This window comes from uncultured Intestinimonas sp. (assembly GCF_944387725.1).
GTDB lineage: Bacteria > Bacillota > Clostridia > Oscillospirales > Oscillospiraceae > Intestinimonas.
Genome location: NZ_CALXGA010000046.1, coordinates 1 through 18,185 on the forward strand (window position 1 = coordinate 1; position 18,185 = coordinate 18,185).

22 protein-coding genes are annotated in these 18,185 nt (G+C 64.2%); 18 read left to right on the forward strand and 4 right to left on the reverse strand.

Annotated elements, in window-relative coordinates:
* The 9 genes from Q0K09_RS07465 to Q0K09_RS07505 form a co-directional block, all read left to right on the forward strand.
* On the forward strand, nucleotides 1–405 hold a 405-nt coding region (locus tag Q0K09_RS07465), incomplete at its 5' end, for a hypothetical protein (RefSeq protein WP_294474869.1).
* Between the two features lie 37 nt (nucleotides 406–442).
* Nucleotides 443–811, forward strand: a complete 369-nt coding sequence (gene ylxM, locus Q0K09_RS07470; protein WP_294474870.1) for a YlxM family DNA-binding protein — start codon at nucleotides 443–445, stop codon at nucleotides 809–811.
* Nucleotides 812–815: 4 nt separating this feature from the next.
* Nucleotides 816–2,168: a signal recognition particle protein gene (gene ffh / locus Q0K09_RS07475; RefSeq protein WP_294474872.1), complete on the forward strand. Its 1,353-nt coding sequence runs from the start codon at nucleotides 816–818 to the stop codon at nucleotides 2,166–2,168.
* A gap of 81 nt (nucleotides 2,169–2,249) precedes the next feature.
* Nucleotides 2,250–2,486 (forward strand): 30S ribosomal protein S16, encoded by a 237-nt coding sequence (rpsP, locus tag Q0K09_RS07480; protein WP_294474874.1) that lies wholly within the window; start codon nucleotides 2,250–2,252, stop codon nucleotides 2,484–2,486.
* 17 nt (nucleotides 2,487–2,503) lie between these two features.
* The gene (locus Q0K09_RS07485; RefSeq protein WP_294474877.1) at nucleotides 2,504–2,734 is read left to right on the forward strand and encodes a KH domain-containing protein; all 231 of its coding nucleotides are present in this window, start codon (nucleotides 2,504–2,506) and stop codon (nucleotides 2,732–2,734) included.
* Nucleotides 2,735–2,791: 57 nt separating this feature from the next.
* Nucleotides 2,792–3,289 (forward strand): ribosome maturation factor RimM, encoded by a 498-nt coding sequence (rimM, locus tag Q0K09_RS07490; RefSeq protein ID WP_294474880.1) that lies wholly within the window; start codon nucleotides 2,792–2,794, stop codon nucleotides 3,287–3,289.
* Between the two features lie 2 nt (nucleotides 3,290–3,291).
* Entirely contained in the window at nucleotides 3,292–4,047 is a 756-nt protein-coding gene (gene trmD, locus Q0K09_RS07495) for a tRNA (guanosine(37)-N1)-methyltransferase TrmD (RefSeq protein WP_294474882.1), read from the forward strand.
* A gap of 463 nt (nucleotides 4,048–4,510) precedes the next feature.
* Complete coding sequence (locus Q0K09_RS07500; protein ID WP_294474884.1) at nucleotides 4,511–5,413, forward strand: 3D domain-containing protein; 903 nt, start codon at nucleotides 4,511–4,513, stop codon at nucleotides 5,411–5,413.
* 72 nt (nucleotides 5,414–5,485) lie between these two features.
* Entirely contained in the window at nucleotides 5,486–6,322 is an 837-nt protein-coding gene (locus Q0K09_RS07505) for a DegV family protein (RefSeq protein ID WP_294474887.1), read from the forward strand.
* Nucleotides 6,323–6,399: 77 nt separating this feature from the next.
* On the opposite strand, the gene hemW is transcribed toward Q0K09_RS07505, so the two are convergent.
* Nucleotides 6,400–7,623 carry a radical SAM family heme chaperone HemW gene (hemW, locus tag Q0K09_RS07510; protein ID WP_294474889.1) on the reverse strand — a complete coding sequence of 408 codons (1,224 nt, stop codon included), beginning with the start codon at nucleotides 7,621–7,623 and terminating at the stop codon, nucleotides 6,400–6,402.
* Between the two features lie 179 nt (nucleotides 7,624–7,802).
* On the opposite strand from hemW, the gene Q0K09_RS07515 reads away from it, so the two are divergent.
* Genes Q0K09_RS07515 through Q0K09_RS07525 form a run of 3 tightly spaced genes read left to right on the forward strand, consistent with a single transcriptional unit; the run spans nucleotide 7,803 to nucleotide 9,334 of the window.
* Nucleotides 7,803–8,009 carry a helix-turn-helix transcriptional regulator gene (locus Q0K09_RS07515; protein WP_294474891.1) on the forward strand — a complete coding sequence of 69 codons (207 nt, stop codon included), beginning with the start codon at nucleotides 7,803–7,805 and terminating at the stop codon, nucleotides 8,007–8,009.
* Nucleotides 8,006–8,428, forward strand: a complete 423-nt coding sequence (locus Q0K09_RS07520; protein ID WP_294474893.1) for a hypothetical protein — start codon at nucleotides 8,006–8,008, stop codon at nucleotides 8,426–8,428. Before Q0K09_RS07515 ends, Q0K09_RS07520 begins: the two co-directional genes overlap by 4 nt.
* A gap of 3 nt (nucleotides 8,429–8,431) precedes the next feature.
* Nucleotides 8,432–9,334: an RluA family pseudouridine synthase gene (locus Q0K09_RS07525; protein ID WP_294474899.1), complete on the forward strand. Its 903-nt coding sequence runs from the start codon at nucleotides 8,432–8,434 to the stop codon at nucleotides 9,332–9,334.
* A gap of 69 nt (nucleotides 9,335–9,403) precedes the next feature.
* Here Q0K09_RS07525 and Q0K09_RS07530 read toward each other — a convergent pair whose 3' ends face one another.
* From Q0K09_RS07530 to Q0K09_RS07540, 3 genes are read right to left on the reverse strand one after another with little or no spacing between them, the layout of a single operon-like run.
* Complete coding sequence (locus tag Q0K09_RS07530; RefSeq protein WP_294474901.1) at nucleotides 9,404–10,576, reverse strand: NADP-dependent malic enzyme; 1,173 nt, start codon at nucleotides 10,574–10,576, stop codon at nucleotides 9,404–9,406.
* Nucleotides 10,569–11,978 carry a class II fumarate hydratase gene (fumC, locus tag Q0K09_RS07535; protein ID WP_294474903.1) on the reverse strand — a complete coding sequence of 470 codons (1,410 nt, stop codon included), beginning with the start codon at nucleotides 11,976–11,978 and terminating at the stop codon, nucleotides 10,569–10,571. Before fumC ends, Q0K09_RS07530 begins: the two co-directional genes overlap by 8 nt.
* 3 nt (nucleotides 11,979–11,981) lie before the next feature.
* Nucleotides 11,982–12,779 carry a TIGR04255 family protein gene (locus tag Q0K09_RS07540; protein ID WP_294474905.1) on the reverse strand — a complete coding sequence of 266 codons (798 nt, stop codon included), beginning with the start codon at nucleotides 12,777–12,779 and terminating at the stop codon, nucleotides 11,982–11,984.
* A gap of 139 nt (nucleotides 12,780–12,918) precedes the next feature.
* On the opposite strand from Q0K09_RS07540, the gene dpsA reads away from it, so the two are divergent.
* From dpsA to Q0K09_RS07570, 6 genes are all read left to right on the forward strand, one after another.
* Complete coding sequence (dpsA, locus tag Q0K09_RS07545) at nucleotides 12,919–13,785, forward strand: dipicolinate synthase subunit DpsA (RefSeq protein ID WP_294474907.1); 867 nt, start codon at nucleotides 12,919–12,921, stop codon at nucleotides 13,783–13,785.
* A gap of 2 nt (nucleotides 13,786–13,787) precedes the next feature.
* Nucleotides 13,788–14,369: a dipicolinate synthase subunit B gene (locus Q0K09_RS07550; RefSeq protein ID WP_294474908.1), complete on the forward strand. Its 582-nt coding sequence runs from the start codon at nucleotides 13,788–13,790 to the stop codon at nucleotides 14,367–14,369.
* Between the two features lie 464 nt (nucleotides 14,370–14,833).
* Nucleotides 14,834–15,289 carry a transcriptional regulator NrdR gene (gene nrdR, locus Q0K09_RS07555; protein ID WP_294474910.1) on the forward strand — a complete coding sequence of 152 codons (456 nt, stop codon included), beginning with the start codon at nucleotides 14,834–14,836 and terminating at the stop codon, nucleotides 15,287–15,289.
* 495 nt (nucleotides 15,290–15,784) lie between these two features.
* Nucleotides 15,785–16,192 carry a hypothetical protein gene (locus Q0K09_RS07560; protein ID WP_294474913.1) on the forward strand — a complete coding sequence of 136 codons (408 nt, stop codon included), beginning with the start codon at nucleotides 15,785–15,787 and terminating at the stop codon, nucleotides 16,190–16,192.
* Between the two features lie 116 nt (nucleotides 16,193–16,308).
* Nucleotides 16,309–16,788 carry a hypothetical protein gene (locus Q0K09_RS07565; protein WP_294474915.1) on the forward strand — a complete coding sequence of 160 codons (480 nt, stop codon included), beginning with the start codon at nucleotides 16,309–16,311 and terminating at the stop codon, nucleotides 16,786–16,788.
* 472 nt (nucleotides 16,789–17,260) lie between these two features.
* Nucleotides 17,261–18,025 (forward strand): hypothetical protein, encoded by a 765-nt coding sequence (locus tag Q0K09_RS07570; protein ID WP_294474917.1) that lies wholly within the window; start codon nucleotides 17,261–17,263, stop codon nucleotides 18,023–18,025.
* Nucleotides 18,026–18,185: the final 160 nt, after the last annotated feature.

The following is an 18,185-nucleotide window of genomic DNA, read 5'->3' on the forward strand; positions in this document are numbered from 1 at the left end:
CTTGCCAGAGGCCCAAAATCCCTCGCTGCCGGACACATCGCCAATTTTCAAACAAGCCCTAGGGCTTGTTTGAAAAAAGTCAACATGCCCAACCGGCGGGGCTTTTGTCCCCTGGACGGCGCAATTTTTCCTTGCAATCCGCCAGGATTCCTGGGTCAAAATTGCTTGCCAGCCGCCCAAAATCCCTCGCTGCCGGACACAGCGCCAATTTTCAAACAAGCCCCAGAAGGAAAATTGTTTCAGCAGCCAAAAGGGCTTGTTGTCTGTGAAGCACAGGCGGCAAGTCCTTTTGTGCTGCCTCTTATGCGGCCGCCGCCGCAGCAGTCCAGACCGTCGAAAGGCGGAAAAGTCCCCTTTTTCCCCTTGACAGGGGCGGCAAAATATTGTATCATATTTATGCTGTAAAGCCGCAGGACTTTACAAATGCCGGGGAGGTAGGAGAATGAAGAACCAGACCTACCGCATGTCCATGCTCTACGACTTTTATGGCGACCTGCTGACCGACCGGCAGCGGGAGTTCTACGACCTCTATTACAATGAGGACCTCTCCCTGGCCGAGATCGCGGAAAATTACGGCATCACCCGCCAGGGGGTCCGGGACGTCATCGTCCGGGCCGAGGCCTACCTCACCGAGATCGAGGACAAGACCGGCCTCATCCGCCGGTTTCACATCATGCAGGGACAGCTCCGGGAGGTTTCGGAGTGCGCCGGGCGCATCCTGGCCCTCAACGACGAGGGCTTCAACAGCCAGGCGCTGGAGGACCTGGCCGGGCGCATCAAGTCCCTGGCCGACACCCTGATTCAGGAGTAGATTCATGGCATTTGAAGGACTGACCGAAAAACTCTCCAACGTCTTCAAGAAGCTCCGGGGCAAGGGCCGCCTCTCTGAGGCCGACGTGAAGGAGGCCATGAAGGAAATCCGCATGGCCCTTTTGGAGGCCGACGTGAGCTACAAGGTGGTCAAGGACTTCACCAAGCAGGTGACCGAGCGGGCCATTGGCTCCGACGTGCTGGAGAGCCTGACCCCCGCCCAGATGATCGTGAAGATCGTCAACGAGGAGCTCACCGGCCTCATGGGCGGCGGCAGCGTGAAGCTGAACCAGGCCGCCAAGCCCCCCACGGTGGTGATGGTGGTGGGCCTCAACGGCGCCGGCAAGACCACCAACTGCGCCAAGCTGGCCGGCTTCATGAAAAGGCAAAACGGCAAGCGGCCCCTGCTGGCCGCCTGCGACACCTTCCGCCCCGCCGCCATCCACCAGCTGGAGGTGGTGGGGGCACAGCTGGACATCCCCGTCTTCCAGATGGGACAGGCCGACCCGGTGGACATCGCCAGAGCCGCCATTGCCCACGCCAGGCAGCACGGCAACGACCTGGTCTTTCTGGACACCGCCGGGCGGCTCCATGTGGACGAGGAGCTCATGGAGGAGCTCAAGGTCATGAAGGCCGCAGTGGAGCCCGACGAGATTCTGCTGGTGGTGGACGCCATGATCGGCCAGGACGCGGTGAACGCCGCCAAGGCCTTTGACGAGGCCCTGGACATCACCGGCGTCATGCTCACCAAGCTGGACGGCGACGCCCGTGGCGGCGCGGCCCTCTCCATCAAGGCCGTCACCGGCAAGCCCATCAAGTTCGTGGGCATGGGAGAGAAACTGGACCAGGTGGAGGTCTTCCACCCGGACCGCATGGCCTCCCGCATCCTGGGCATGGGCGACGTGCTGACCCTCATTGAGAAGGCCCAGCAGAGCTTCGACCAGAAGAAGGCCGCCGAGCTCCAGGAGAAGATGCGGAAAAACCGCCTCACCCTGACGGATTTCTACGACCAGCTGGTCCAGTTCAAGGGCATGGGCTCCATGGCCGACCTGGCCGGGATGCTCCCCGGCGTGGACGCCAAGGCCCTGGAGGGGGCCGACCTGGACAAGCACGCCCTGAGCCGGACCGAAGCCATTCTCCTCTCCATGACCCCAGAGGAGCGGGAGAACCCCTCTCTCCTCAACAGCAGCCGGAAAAAGCGCATTGCCGCCGGCAGCGGGACCCAGGTGGTGGATGTCAACCGGCTTTTGAAGCAGTTCGAGCAGATGCAGCAGCTCACCCGGCAGATGGCCGGCATGAGCGGCGGAAAGATGGCCCGGAAGCTGGGCCGCATGGGGAAGTTTAAGCTCCCCTTCTGAGTTCATTGGCCCGTACCGCCGGGGTGCGCCCCAAGGTACTGCCACATAAAGGAACACATTGAATTTGGAGGTGACGATACCATGGTAAAGATCAGACTGCGCCGCATGGGCGCCAAGAAGGCCCCCTTCTATCGTATCGTGGTGGCCGACTCCCGCTATCCCCGGGACGGCCGCTTCATTGAGGAGATCGGTTTCTACAACCCCACGGTGGACCCCGCCGAGCTGAAGGTGGACGTGGACCGGGCCCAGGCCTGGATCAAGACCGGCGCTCAGCCCACCGAGACCGTGCGCGCCCTGCTGAAAAAGGCCGGGGTGTAAGCCAGGAGGCGGGCGGCATGAAAGAGCTTCTCACCTATGTGGCCCAGCACCTGGTGGAGCACCCGGAGGCGGTCTCCGTCTCCGAGACCCAGTCCAACGGCGAGACCCTGCTGGAGCTCCGGGTGGCCCCGGAGGACATGGGCAAGGTCATCGGCCGCCAGGGCCGCATCGCCAAGGAGATCCGCACCCTGATGCGCTCCGTGGCCCAGCGCAAAGGCGTCAGAGTTTCCGTCGAGATCGTCGACTGAAAGGCGGCGGGATGTCCTCCCGCCGCCTTTTTCTATCCACAGGAGGGATTTTTGGGCATGAAAAACAAATTTCTCGAGGCCGGCCAGATCGTCAACACCCACGGCATCCAAGGGGAGGTCAAGATCGTCCCCTGGTGCGACTCCCCGGAGTTTCTCTGCGCCTTCAACATCCTCTATATTGACGGCGCTCCGGTGCAAATAACCGCCGCCCGGCCCCACAAGGGCAATGTCCTGGCCCGGCTGGAGGGGGTGGAGGACATCAACGCCGCCATGCGCCTCAAGGGCAAGACCGTCTTCATCGACCGCACCGGGGTGGCGCTCCCGGAGGGCCGGCACTTCCTGGCCGACCTCATGGGCCTGGAGGTCCGGGACGCCGACACCGGCGCGGTGCTGGGGACGGTGTCCGACATCCTGACCCCCCCGTCCCACGAGGTCTATGTGGTCCGGGGCGGAGGCCGGGAGTACCTCATCCCCGCCGTGGACGAATTTGTCAAGGAGATCGACGTGGAGGGCGGCTTCATCCGGGTCCGCCTCATCGAAGGGATGGGGGAGTGAGGATGTACCGCATTGATATTATGACCCTCTTTGACGAGACGGTGGGCGACATGATGAACGAATCCATCCTGGGCCGGGCCCAGGAGCGGGACCTTCTGCGCATCGAGGCCCACCAGATCCGGGACTACACCCTCAACAAGCAAAAGCAGGTGGACGACTACCCCTACGGCGGCGGCCGGGGGGCGGTGATGCAGGCCGACCCCCTCTACCAGTGCTGGCGGCATCTGACGGACGCCTTCGGCCCCGGACACACCATCTGCCTCTCCCCCGCCGGTAAAACCTTTACCCAGGAGGAGGCCAAGCGGCTCCTGCGGGACTACGACCACCTGATCCTGGTCTGCGGCCACTACGAGGGCATCGACGAGCGGTTTGTGGAGGAATGTGTGGACGAGGAGCTCTCCATCGGGGACTTCGTCCTCACCGGCGGGGAACTGCCCGCCATGGTGGTGGCCGACGCCGTGGCCCGGATGGTCCCCGGCGTCCTCCCCGACCCCGAGTGCTTCCAGGAGGAGAGCCACTACAGCGGAATGCTGGAGTATCCCCAGTACTCCCGGCCGGAGACCTGGCACGGCCGCACCGTCCCCCCCGTCCTCCGCTCCGGCAACCACGCCCTGGTGGCCCGCTGGCGGCGGAAGCAGAGCCTCCTGCGGACCTGGCGGCGGCGGCCCGACCTCTACGAAAAGCTGGACCTCTCCTCCAAGGAGGACCAGAAGCTCCTCGCCGAGCTGCGGGAGGAGGCGCCGGACTTCCGGGGCTGAGGCGGTGGATTTCCCCCTTTTTCTCGTCACAGCCCACAAAATTTCGTGGGACAGCCTCCCGGCTTTTTTGACAGTCTCACCAAACATTTTTTCCAATTTGAAGTCGGATTTCCTTCCTTCTGGGTGAACATTCCCGAAATTTAGGGAATTTTCACGAGGGAAAAGGGGACCTGCCGACGCCCTTCCGCCCTCGGCCGCCGCCCCTTCGCCCGGCTTCGCCAGAAAAACCCCCAAGCCCTTGTCCCCCAGGGGCTTGCGGCCGTAACTTTTTGTAACGATTTGTTACTTTTCTCCCCGCCCCGCGACGAAAGCCGACAGGTTTTTTCGCCCCCCTTCTCCTGCAATTCCTTTTGAAAGTTCCCGCTTGATTTGACTTTTGCAAAAAATACGGCTATAATCCATGCAAATCTATGCACTGCAAAAGATTACAAACTGACGCGATATTTTCAGGAGGAATTTTTCCATGTTGGAGCGAATCCCCCGGGGCGGCCGCGCCGCCGCCCTGCTGACCGCCGCCCTGTTGACCCTGACCCTGGCCACGGGCTCCGCCAGCCCCCGGACCACCTTCGAGATTGTGGACGGGGCGGACAGCTATGTGGTCTACAGCCGGGCCGGGGCGGTTGAGGAGGCTCTGGCCCAGGCCGGCGTCTCCGTCACCAGCCGGGACCGGGTTACCACCCAGGTCCAGGACGGCGGCGCCGTCCGTGTGACGGTGGAGCGCCCGGTCACCACCTACCAGGAGACGGTGCAGGCGTACCTGCCCTATGAGACCCTGCGCCAGGCGGACCCAGACCTCCCTCTGGGCCAGGAGTATCTGCTCCAGGCCGGCGTCCAGGGGGTGGTGGTGAACCGGGCCCGGGTGGTCACCGATCCCGACGGCACCGTCCACCGCTATGACCTGGGCAGCGACGTCACCGTCCAGCCGGTGGACGAGATTGTGGCCTACGGCACCAAGGTAGAGGCCGTGCCGTCCTCCTGGCTCAGTGTCAGTGATGACGTCCTCACCCACCTGGACCCGGACGGCTCCGGCGGCGGAGTCCTCACCACCGCCTCCGGGACGGAGATGGCCTATACCCAGGTCCTCCGCTGCCGGGCCACCGCCTACACCACCCAGCGGCAGTCCTGGAAGCGCACCGCCACCGGCACCATTGCCCGGGTGGGGGCCATCGCCGTGGACCCCGACGTCATCCCCTACGGCACCCGGATGTTCATTGTCTCCGCCGACGGCTCCATCACCTACGGCGTGGCCACTGCGGAGGACTGCGGCGGCGCCATTCAGGGCAACCGCATCGACCTCTTCTTTGACACTTATGAGGCGTGCATCCAGTTCGGCGTCCGGGACTGCGACGTCTATCTGCTGGCCTGAGCGGCGGCGTTGACTTTCTCCCCCGGCTGTGGTAGAATCTGATTTGAAAAATCAGATGAGGAGATTTTTGCCATGAGCTTTAAGGTGATCGTGGATAGCTGCTGCGACCTGACTCCCTCCCTGCTCCGTGAGGACGCCTTTCTCAGCGTTCCCCTCTCCATCCGGGTGGGGGACCGGGTCTTTACAGACGACGCCGCCCTGGACCGCCCGGAGCTGCTGTGGCAGATGCAGCAGTCCCCGGAGCCCCCGCAGACAGCCTGCCCCTCCCCGGCGCAGTATCTGGACGCCTTTGCCTGCGGGGCCGGCGAGTTGTACGTCGTCACCCTCTCGGCCCTCCTCTCCGGCTCCCACAACAGCGCCCAGCAGGCCCGGCAGATCTGGCTGGAGGAGCACCCAGAGACCCGCATCCACATCTTCAACTCGTGCTCAGCCTCCTCCGGGGAGGTTCTGCTGGCCCTGAAGGTCCGGGCCCTGGCCGCCGCAGGGCTCCCCTTCCAGAAAGTGGTCCAGGAGGCCAGCCGCTTCTGTCAGGACATGCAGACCCTCTTTGTGCTGGAGTCCCTGGAGACCCTGCGGAAAAACGGCCGCCTCAGCGGCGTGCAGTCGGTGGTCACCGCCGCCCTGCGGATCAAGCTCCTGATGGGGGCCACCCCCGAGGGGTCCATCTGCAAGCGGGGTCAGGCCCTGAGCATGAAGCAGGCCCTGGTCAAGATGGCGGAGCTCATGGCTGCGGACCCCGGCCACCAGGGCCGGCTGCTGGTGCTCGCCCACTGCGACTGCCTGGATCGGGTCTTCCAGTTCAAGGACATGATCCGGGCCCGCTGCGGCTTCTCCGACATTCTGGTCTGCGAAGCCGGCGGCGTCAGCACCGTCTATGCCAATCGGGGCGGCATTGTGGCGGCCTATTGACCGGCCCCTTCCATCAGACAACGCAAGGCCGGAGCCTCAGGGAGACTCCGGCCTTGCGTTTGTTCATCTGCGGACCCTCACCTCGCCTCACCGCCGGGCGCCGGTCCGGGGGGCGGGGGATTTTTTTGCACCTTGGGGAGGGTGGTCTCCAGGGTGGCGCTCTCCTGGCGCTCCAGCAGCTCCCCGATGAGCTGGTTGGAGAGCAGGAAGCCCACGGGGGTCAGCCGCCAGCGCTGGCCCACCCGGGCGGCCCAGCCGTTTTGCTCGTACTCGGCCAGCTTAGCCTCGACGGGGTCGAAATTCATGAAGTACTCCCGGCGGTACTCCCACTCCTCAATGCCCCGGGTGGTCCGCAGCCGGAGCATCAGGTACTCCCCGGAGCGCTCCCGCTTGGGGATGAGGTCGTCGGAGTCCAGGATGGGCTTTCCCCCCAGCACCCCGTCGATATAGCCGTCCAGGTCCCGGAGAAAGGAGAACCGCCGCCCCCCAAAGTCGGAGTGGGCCCCGGGCCCGAAGCCCAGATAGGGCCGGGTGAGCCAGTATTTCAGGTTGTGCCGGGACTGGAAGCCAGGCCGGGCGAAGTTGGAGATCTCATACTGGTGGTAGCCCGCCGCCTCCAGCCGGGCCACCATCCACAGGTACATGTCGGCCTGGAGGTCATCGTCGGGGAGCCGCTCCCCCCGGTCTACCCGGGCCTGAAGGGGGGTGCCCTCCTCCACCTTCAGGCCGTAGCAGGACAGATGCTCCGGCCGCAGGGCCAGGGCCTTCTCCACCGAGTCCCGCCACCGGGCCATATCCTGGCCCGGCAGGCCGTAGATCAAGTCCAGGGTCAGGTTCTTGATCCTGGCCCCCCGGATGGCCTCCACCGCCTCCTGGACCTGTTGGAAGGTGTGGGGCCGGTGGAGGGCGGAGAGCTCATCGTCGTGGGCCGACTGCATCCCCAGGGACACCCGGTTGACCCCCGCCCGGCGGTAGGCCCGCATACGCTTCTTGTCGGCGCTGTCCGGGTTGGCCTCCAGGGTGATCTCGGCGTTGCCCGCCACCTCAAAGCGGCGGCGGATGCAGCTCAGCAGCTCCTTCACCCGCTTGGGCCCGTAGAGGCTGGGCGTCCCCCCGCCGAAGTAGATGGTGTCCACCACATAGCCCTTAGCCTGAGGGGCCGTCTCCTTGATGTGGGTGAGCAGGGCCTTCTGGCAGGCGTCCATGCGCTCCTCCCGGCCAGCCAGAGAGTAGAAGTCGCAGTAGTCGCACTTGCACCTGCAAAAGGGGATGTGGATATAAAGTCCCAGCTGTCTGGCCATAGGCTCCTCCTTTCTTCCGCCGCTCCAGGTTTGCTTTATATTATATCGTTTTTTGGGGGCGCTGGCAATCTCGCTGAAAATTTTTTCTAAGATTGTAAAATACACTTGACAATCATGTCAAGTGTGCTATACTTAATATGTAAAGTACGCTATACAATTCGAGGGAAAGGGGTGGGAACGTGCAGAACCGCATCGCGGAGCTGCGGCGGGAGCGCCGGATCACCCAGGAGGAACTGGGGGAGGCCGTGGGGGTCACCCGGCAGACCATCATCTCCCTGGAGAACGGGCGGTACAACGCCTCCCTGCTGCTGGCTCACCGGTTGGCCCGGTACTTCGGCCTGGCCATTGAAGAACTATTTCTTTTTGAGGAGGAGGATGCCACATGAAGGAAAAGCTGAAAAGAGGGTTGCCGCTGGCCGGTACGGTGGTGGGCCTGGCCTTGCTGGCTGTGGTAATTTTTAGGGGAGATGGCCTCCCCGGCTGGGCCAACGGTCTCCTGGCCGGTTTGGGGGGCGCAGCCCTGGGGGTGGGGGGCGGCGGAATCGTCATGGGCATGGCGGTCTGGCGGATGACCCCCAAGGAACGCTCCGAGCTAGAGCGGTCTGAGACCGACGAGCGGAACATCGCCATCCGGGAGAAGGCCGCCCAGGACAGCTGGTATTGGACCTCCGCCCTGCTGTGGGTCCCCTATGTGGCGGCCCTGGCCCGGCAGGACCTCCCCTTTATTCTCCTGTCGGCGGGGGTGTTGTTTTTTCACCACGCCTTCTACCTCTTCCACATGGGCCGCTGGGCCAAGAGGATGTGAGCCGTGGCGGCGCGTCAGGTCCGGCGGGTACGCCTCACAGTCCCTCCGGAGCGGGCAGGCCAGAGAGTGGACACCCTCCTCCGGAAGGAGCTGGGCCTCTCCGGCACCGTCATCCGGCGGATCAAATGGCTCCCCGACGGCATCCTGCTGGACGGGGAACGGGTCTTCACCAGCCAGCGGGCGGAGGCGGGGCAGGTGCTCACCGTGCGGCTCTCCGACCCGGAGGTCCGCAGCGGGGTGGTCCCCACCCCTGGCCCCCTGGACATCGTCTATGAGGACAGGGACCTGCTGGTGGTCAACAAGGCCCCCGGCGTGCTGGTCCACCCGGGGGTGGGGCATTTTTCTGATACAATCGGCAATTTTCTGATGGAATATTACAGGACACAGGGGATTGAGGCCGGCTTTCACCCGGTCCACCGGCTGGACAAGGGGACCTCCGGCCTGCTGGTGGTGGCCAAGCACCCCCACGCCCAGGAGAAACTCAAGGGGCAGCTCCACACGGCGGCGTTCCGGCGGACCTATCTGGCGGTCTGTCTGGGGAGCCCCCCAGAGGAGACCGGGGAGGTGGACGCCCCCATCGGGATGGCGGAGGGCTCCATCCTGGCCCGGGCAGTGCGGCCAGACGGCCAGCCGGCCCGGACCCGGTATCAGGTCCTCGCCCGGCGGGGGGATCGGACCCTGGTGCGGCTGGAGCTGGTCACCGGCCGGACCCATCAGATCCGGGTCCACATGGCCCATCTGGGCTGCCCTCTGGCCGGGGACTTCCTCTACGGCGCGGAGGACCCGGCCCTCATCGGCCGGCCCGCCCTCCACTCCTGGAAGCTGGAGGTCCGGCAGCCCATCACCGGGGCGCTGCTCTCCTTCCAGGCGGCGCTGCCAGAGGACATGAGGCGGCTGATGGCGTAAGCCCTTTTGCGGCGAGACCGCCGCGCACACCCGGAGGGTGTGCGCGGCGGTCTCTGGCATATCTGGGCGTCAGGCCCGGGCGATGCCCTGCTCCCGGGCCTCGTCGGCCACGGCCTGGGCCACGGCGTCAGCCACCGACTTGTCCAGGACCGAGGGGATGATATACTCTGGGGTGAGCTGGTCCTCGGGGATGAGGGCGGCGATGGCCTTGGCGGCCCGGACCTTCATGCCCTCGGTGATGTCCCGGGCCCGGACGGCCAGGGCCCCTTTGAAGATGCCAGGGAAGACCAGCACGTTGTTAATCTGGTTTGGGAAGTCGCTCCGGCCGGTGCCGATGACGGCCGCCCCACCCCGCTTGGCCTCCTCCGGCAGGATCTCAGGAACGGGGTTGGCCATGGGAAAGACGATGCCGTGGTCCATGGAGGCCACCATCCCGGCGGTGACCAGCCCCGGCCGGGAGACCCCGATGAAGGCGTCGGCCCCCCGGAGGGCGTCAGCCAGGGCGCCATGGCGGCGCTGGAGATTGGTGACGTGGCTCATCTCCTCCTGGCCGGGATTGAGATCCGGGTCCCCCTCACAGATGATCCCGTGGAGGTCGCAGAGGGTGACGCTGCCAAAGTCCATGGTCAGGAGCAGCTTGGCGATGGCGATGCCGGCGGCCCCGGCCCCGTTGATGACGATGTTCAGCGCCCCCATCCGCTTTCCGGTGACCTTCACGGCGTTGAGGAGGGCGGAGGCCACCACAATGGCGGTGCCGTGCTGGTCGTCGTGAAAGACGGGGATGTCACAGACCTCCTTGAGCCTGCGCTCCACCTCGAAGCACCGGGGGGCGGCGATGTCCTCCAGGTTGATGCCCCCGAAGCTCTTGGAGAGGAGGGCGATGGTCTCCACCAGCTTGTCCACATCCTTAGTGTCGATGCACAGGGGGAAGGCATCCACACCGCCGAACTCCTTGAAGAGGGCGCATTTCCCCTCCATCACCGGCATCCCGGCGGCGGGGCCGATGTCCCCCAGGCCCAGGACGGCGGAGCCGTCGGTGATGACGGCCACAAGGTTCCCCCGCCGGGTCAGGGCGAAGGACTTTTCCTCGTCGGCCTGAATCTCCCGGCAGGGCTGGGCCACGCCGGGGGTGTAGAGCAGGGAGAGGTCCTCCCGGGTCTCCACATGCTTCCGGGCCACCACTTCGATTTTGCCCTGGAGGGCGTAGTGGAGTTCCAGGGACTTTCTGCTAAGCTCATCCATGCTGGGCGCCTCCTTCTTGTCCGGCGGGGACCCCGGCCATCTCCTCCGGGTGGAAGACCTGGTCGAACCGCTCCGTCGTCAAAAAGCCCAGCCGCACGCAGGCCTCCTTCAGGGAAAGGTTTTCCGCGTAGGCCAGCTTGGCGGTCTTGGCGGCGTTGTCGTAGCCAATGTAGGGGTTCAGGGCGGTGACCAGCATCAGGGAGTTGTGGAGATTCCGGCGGCAGCGCTCCCGGTCGGCGGTGAGGCCCTGGACGCAGTTGCGGTCAAAGGAGACCATGCTGTCGGAGAGCAGCCGCACCGACTGCAAAAAGTTGTAGGCGCACACCGGCAGGAAGACGTTGAGCTCGAAATTCCCCTGGCTGGCGGCCATTCCCACCGCCGCGTCGTTGCCCATGACCTGCACCGCCACCATGGTGACGGCCTCGCACTGGGTGGGGTTGACCTTCCCCGGCATGATGGAGGAGCCGGGCTCGTTGGCCGGGATGTGGATCTCCCCCAGGCCGCACCGGGGCCCGGAGGCGAGCCACCGCACGTCGTTGGCGATCTTCATCAGGTCGGCGGCCAGGGCCTTGAGGCCCCCGTGGGCGAACACCAGCTCGTCCAGGCTGGTAAGGGCGTGGAACTTGTTGGGGGCGGTGACGAAGGGCTTTCCGGTGAGCCGGCTCACCGCCTCCGCCGCAGCCTGGGCGAAGCCCGGGGGGGCGTTGAGGCCGGTGCCCACGGCGGTCCCCCCCAGGGCCAGCTCCCGGAGGCCGGGGAGGGCGGCGTTCAGCAGGGCCCGGTCCCGCTCCAGGGAGGCCCGCCAGCCGCTGATCTCCTGGCCCAGGGTGATGGGCACCGCGTCCTGGAGGTGGGTGCGGCCCGACTTCACCACGCCGGCGTTTTCCGCCTCCAGCCGCGCCAGGGTGGCGGCAAGGCCGTCCAGGGCGGGGAACAGCCGCTCCTCCAGGGCCAGGGCCGCCGCGATGTGCAGGGCGGTGGGAAAGGTGTCGTTGGAGCTCTGGGACATGTTCACATGGTCGTTGGGGTGCAGAAGGGGCTCCCCCAGCAGCTCATTGCCCCGGTGGGCCGCCACCTCGTTGACGTTCATGTTGGTCTGGGTGCCGGACCCCGTCTGCCACACCACCAGGGGGAAGTGGCCGTCCAGCTTCCCGGCGGTGATCTCGTCACAGGCCGCGCAGATGGCTTCACAGCGCCGCTTGTCCAGACGGCCCAGCTGGCAGTTGGCCAGGGCCGCCGCCTTTTTCAGGACCCCGAAAGCCCGGAGGATCTCCTCCGGCATCCGCTCAGTGCCGATTTTGAAATTCTGATAGCTCCGCTGGGTCTGGGCCCCCCAGTACCGGTCTGCCGGGACCCGCATTTCCCCCATGCTGTCCCGCTCGATGCGGTATTTCGCCTCCATGCCTCAGCCCTCCTCCAGAGGCTGGGGCCCCATGGCCTCGTGGAGCTCCTGGGTGATGGCCCCGTGGAAGAACCGCTCGGCGTAGTGGTGCAGTCCGTCCAGAATGGCGGGGACCTTGTCAGCGGGGGTGTTCCCCGGCAGGGAGACGTCCCCGTCCAGGATGAACTTGGGCTCCGGGTCCTGCTTTCCGCCGTTGATTAGGCCGGGACCGGCGTGGATCTTCAGGCGGATGCCCCCCTCCAGGCCGATCTCCGTGTCCACCGCCGACCGGCTCACCTTGGTCTCGTCCACGTCTGGCTCCCCCAGAATGCCCAGATAGGGGGATCGGATGAGGTCGTCCCACAGCAGATCCGTCAGGCCCAGCCGGGACTTGGACACGGCGTTGACATACCGCAGGCCGATGCGCTCGAAGAAGGCGGGGGCATAGACCTGGATAAACTGGGCCAGGGGCTCGTCCAGCCGGAGTGCGAAGTCCTCCCAGCGGGTGTAGCGCAGGGTGGACAGGGCGATGAAGTCCTTGGTGAGGTTGAGCTTCCAAAGGCCGTCGGCGGAAACAAAGCTGTGGTTGGCCACAGGGCTCTGGGGCTCCAGCTTGGCGTTGGGCGTGCCGCCCCCCACCAGCCGGGGCGGGCGCTGCTCCTGACGGACGGCATAGCGGGGGAAGCTGCGGCGCACCGCCTCCTGGAACTCGGCGGGCTCCTTGGTGTTGATGGCGAGGATGGCCGGAAACCGCAGCTGGCAGATGACCTCTACCAGGGGGCTCCGGGCGTACTGGTATCTCTGATAGTCTGAAAACAGCATGGAAAGGCTCCTTCCTATGGGCCGGGAGACCCGGACGTTCTCCCCTATTGTAATGCCTCCTCCGGCGGTTGTCAACGAATAGGAACCCTTTGGCCGCCATGGAATAGGATGGGGCAGACGGAAAACGGAGGGAAGCGCCATGAGGAACGAATGGAATTTCTGGGTGGTGGGGGGCGATCTGCGCCAGGTCAAGCTGGCCTGGCTCCTGGCGGAGGACGGACACACGGTACATACCTGGGCCCTGGAGGGGGCGGAGGAGGCTGTGGCGCCGGCGGAGGGCCTGGAGGAGGCGCGGCTGGCCGACTGCGTGATTCTCCCTCTGCCGGCGGCGGGAGAGGGCGGGCGGCTCAACGCCCCGCTTTCGGCCCGGAAGCCCTCCCTGGAGGAGGTGGTCCGCGCCCTGCGGCCCGGCCAGGTGGTCTGCGCCGGCAGGGCGGGGCCGGAGCTCCGGGCCCTGGCGGAGGCGCAGGGGCTGCGGCTGTACGACTATTTCCAGCGGGAGGAGCTGGCGGTGGCCAACGCCGTGCCCACCGCTGAGGGGGCGGTTCAGCTGGCTATGGAGGAGCTGCCCATCACCCTCCACGGCGCCCGGGTGCTGGTACTGGGCTTTGGGCGGCTGGGGAAGCTCACCGCCCACCGGTTGCACGCCCTGGGGGCCCGGGTCAGCGTGGCGGCCCGGAAATGGGCCGACCTGGCCTGGGCTGAGGCCTACGGCTGCGCCCCGGAACACCTGGCGTGCCTGGACGGCTACCTCTGCCCCTACGACCTGGTGGTGAACACCGTCCCCGCCCGGGTGCTGGATGGGGAGCGTCTGGCGGACCTGAAGCCCGGCTGTCTGGTGATCGACCTGGCCTCCAGGCCGGGGGGTGTGGACCTGGAGGCCGCCGCCCGCCTGGGGGTGCGGGTGATCTGGGCCCTCTCCCTCCCGGGCAGGGTGGCCCCGGTCACCGCCGGAAAAATCCTCCGGGACACCATCTACCACATTCTCGACGAATTAGGAGGCTGAGTATGGAACAGGTACGCGTCGGATTTGCCTTCTGCGGGTCTTTTTGTACCTACGGCGAGGTCCTGCCCGCTCTGGAACGGGCCAGGGCCAGGTACGGGGCGGTCACCCCCATCGTCTCGGAGAAGAGCGCCGAAACCGACAGCCGGTTCGGCCCCGCCCATGAATTCCTCCGTGAGATGGAGCGCATCTGCGACCGCAGGGTCATCGACTCCATCCCCAAGGCCGAGCCCATCGGGCCCCAGAAGCTGCTGGATGTGCTGGTCATCGCCCCCTGCACCGGCAGCACCCTGGCCCGGCTGGCCAACGGCTTCAGCGACACGGCGGTGACTATGGCCGCCAAGGCCATGTGGCGCAACGGCCGGCCGGTGGTGATCGCCGTCTCCACCAACGACGGCCTGGCCGCCTCGGCCAAAAATATCGGGGTGCTGATGGACAAAAAGCATGTCTTCTTCGTGCCCTACCGCCAGGACGACCCGGTGGGAAAGCCCACCTCTCTGGTGGCCGACTTTACCCGCATCAACGACGCTGTGGACGCCGCGCTGAAGGGGGAGCAGGTGCAGCCGGTGCTGCTGGGCCCCCGGTGAGCCCGGCCCCGCCGGAGAAAAGCGCACGGGGAACCGTTGAAGCCCATGGTTTCAACGGTTCCCCGTGTCTTTCTCTCAGGCGCCTCTCCCACATCCGGCGTTCGGATGCCCGGCCGGGCATGGATGGAAGGCGTCCTGTCCACCTTCCCGGCGGACGCTATGTGGGCGGTCTCAGAACTGGGACTGGCCACCCTTTTTGTTCTGAGCCTGCTCCTTCTTCTTGTTCTGAGCCTGGCCCTGGTCCTTGCGGTTCTGGGGGTCCATGCGGCTGCTGTTTTGCTCGTCTTTCATGGCGGATTCACCTCTTTTCTTGGGAAGACGCACCTAGTATTGCCAGGGCCGCGGGGGGATATACGCCTCCCGCGAAGAAGCCGCCGGTTTTTTGAAAAAAGGATACCCAAGGCCGGAAAAATATGTTATACTGGAAAAAAAGGACAACGGTCCTGACAAAGGAGGCAGCGCCCATGAAATGTCCGTATTGCGGTACCTTAGAGAGCAAGGTTGTGGACTCCCGTCCCGCGGAGGAGGGGACCAGCATCCGCCGCCGCCGGGAGTGTCTGGAGTGCCATAAGCGCTTCACCACCTACGAGACGGTGGAGAGCCTGCCCCTCATTGTCATCAAGAAGGACGGCAGTCGCCAGACCTTTGACCGGGACAAGCTGCTGGGAAGTATGCTCAAGGCCTGCGAGAAGCGCTCGGTGCCCCTGGCCAAGCTGCAGGAGCTGGCCCGGGAGATCGAGCAGAGCCTGCAAAACGACATGGAGCGAGAGGTGAGCTCCGCCGACATCGGTGAGTTGGTCATGGAGCGTCTCAAGGATGTGGACGAGGTGGCCTATGTCCGCTTCGCCTCGGTCTACCGGCAGTTTAAGGACATCGGAACCTTTATGGATGAGCTCAATAAGCTCCTGGAAGGGAAATAATTGACCTAATCCCCTGAAAAACGGCGGCTTGTCCGCCAAGTTTGACCCCAAACATGAGCGAGAGTGCGTTGGAAAAAATCCGACGCACCCTCGCTTTTTTCATCCCCTGATGCCGCAAAGCTGTTTTCAGAATTGATGCTGATTTTGGCTCAGTTTCGGCGCTGTTCAGCCGTAATGGAGCAAGATTATTTCAAATTCTGCTTCATGGCTGGTGCATGGCCCCGGGGGGATGGAGGGGGTGTAGGGGGAGGAAGGGGGTGTGGATGGAAGTGACAAAATTATGGGACAGATGACGGTTTTAGATGGGACGGGGACATAGTGTTTCAAAATAATTCTCTGATTTTTCGGATTTAAGGGATTTAATTTGAAAAAATGCCCTCAAATTTCCCAACCGTTTCCAGAAATACCCCTGTTTTTTCAGATTAAATACAGGGACGCAGAGAAAATCGGAAGTAAGTCTGAATTTCATCCAAAAAACAGAGGGGGTGATTTACCATGAAGCGGGCCTCGAAAAAGCAACGGGAAATCCGGTTTCACAGCGGGAAGTGCGGGCGCATCATCTGCGTCAACAGCTATGCGGAACAGGAGTATGCCAAAAAGCTGGAGGCGGACGACCGGGTGGAGAACTACGAGGAGAACTGCTGCCTCGACCCGGAGCGGTTTCAGCATATGAACCCCGTGGGCATCCGTGCCGCCTACATGAAGCAGGAGTGGAAAACGGATTTTCTGATCCACCATACGGACGGGACCCAGGCTGTCCGGGAGGTAGTGCGGGAGGACGAGTTGACCAAGGCAACCGTGCTGGAACAGCTGGAGTTGTCCCGCCGGTACTGGGAGGCCGTAGGCGTATCAGACTGGCGCGTCGCCCTGTTCCGGGAAGGTGGTGTGACCCACGCTTCCTGACGGCCTGGGAATACAGAGGGAATGGGGCCGACCAAGTTTACCGATGCATCGGCGCAGAGGCCCCCGCCCGTCACCCTGTCATGAACGACTAAATACAAAGAAAGGTTGATGTTGATATGAAAGAGTACATGAGTGAAGAAGCGGCCAAGGTGCTCATAGCACGTTTTGCCGAGAAGCAGTGGGATGGGGACTATCCCTGTCCACGATGTGGCCGGCCTGTAATGGAAAGCGATCCCGTGCGAAACGCCCTGAGCCGCCGGCTCAATGTCTATATATGTGACGAGTGTGGCATGACGGAGGCCCTCGAAGATATGCCGGGCGCCCCCAAGACATCCTTGTCCGCCTGGGCTATTGCAAAGGAACCGGCACGCTGGGAAGTCCAGCCACCCAAACTGCGACTCCGGCTGGTGGGACGAGACAGCTGGAGCCGCCCTGTCTATGAATGCGAGGGCAGGTTGTATGTCGATATAGACCCCAGGGCAGACCGCCGGCCGGACATCTACACGAAACAGGGAAACAGTTTTGGCGGGGAGCCCTGCGACCCCATCCCGGATTGGGTGGAAGTCGAATTTATTCCCCGGCGGGACACCTGGTGATCCTCGTCCGTGACGCCGCTCCCTCCCCTGCTAATACACACGGAAAAGGGGCGCAGGGGGCACGGCCCTCTGCGCCCCTCCCTTCGCCGCATGGGGAGAATACAGTGGGAGTGGAGGCAGAACAAATTTCGTGACAGTCGTGCCGGTCATAGACCATACTTTTTCATTTTTAACGTTTAATTTTTATTTTAGAGAATACATGGGAAAGGTACAGAAATGACTGTCACAGACTTACACCAAACCAAATCCAGAAGAAACGGAGGGCAAACACGATGTACCTTGACATCAACGGAGAACAGTTTCGCATCCTGAAGGCAGAGCCCCAAGGCGCATGGCTTGTCTCCTGTGACGCTCCGGGGCCGCCCCGCTTCGTGGACCAGCGGGAACTGGACGCCTATCCCCGCGCACCTGCCCCGGAGCCGTGCGCCGCAGAGCAGGGGAAGCGCCGCAGACGGCCGCGGAGCAGGTGCGCATGGCGTTGATTCAGCCCCTGCTTGACAACGGGGACTGCGTCAGCGACCCTGCCATTCGCCGCCAGCTTGCGGCAGAGGCGGCGCGGGAGCACGGCACCACCAGCCGGCGCGTCCTGCGGCTGTACTATCAATACATCGCCACCGGGGCCGTGATGAAACACAAGTCCCGGGAGCGCCGTCCGCCGGAGTACGAGAACTACTACAAGCGCGCCATCCAGACCTTCTACTACTCTGCCAAGCGGCCCACCCTGCGGGATACCTACGACCTCATGCTCCATCAATTCTTCACCGCCTCGGACGGCCATCTGGCAGACAAGCGCCCCACATGGCCGGCCTTCCGTCACTACTTCTACGACCATACATACCACCGCCGCAGTGAGCGGACCATCGCCCGGGACGGCCTCACCAACTACCAACGGACTGCCCGCCCCCTCACCGGGTCCGCCATGGCGTGGAAAGACCACATCGGGGCCTATCAGATGGATGCCACCACAGCAGACATCTACCTTGTTTTCCGCTTGGACCGCACCAAGGTCGTGGGCCGCCCCTATGTCTACCTGGCCGTGGACACCGCCACCCAACTGATTGCGGGGCACTATGTGGGCTATGAGGCGGGCGTGGAAGCCGTCATGGCCTGTCTCGCCAACGCCACCATGGACAAAGTGAATATTGCCGGGGTTACGGCATCCCCATCGACGCTGCCGACTGGCCCAGCAAAGGGCTCCCGTCTGAGGTCATCACAGACCAGGGCCGGGACTTCTTAGGCGGCCGCATAAAGGAACTGTGTCTCCGTTACGGCGTCACCTGCGAGGCCCTGCCCCCGTTCCGCCCCGACCGAAAAGGACTTGTGGAAAAGATGTTCGATCTGATGCAGGGCCGGTACAAGCCCATCCTGCGGGGCCGGGGTGTTATCGAGGCGGACGC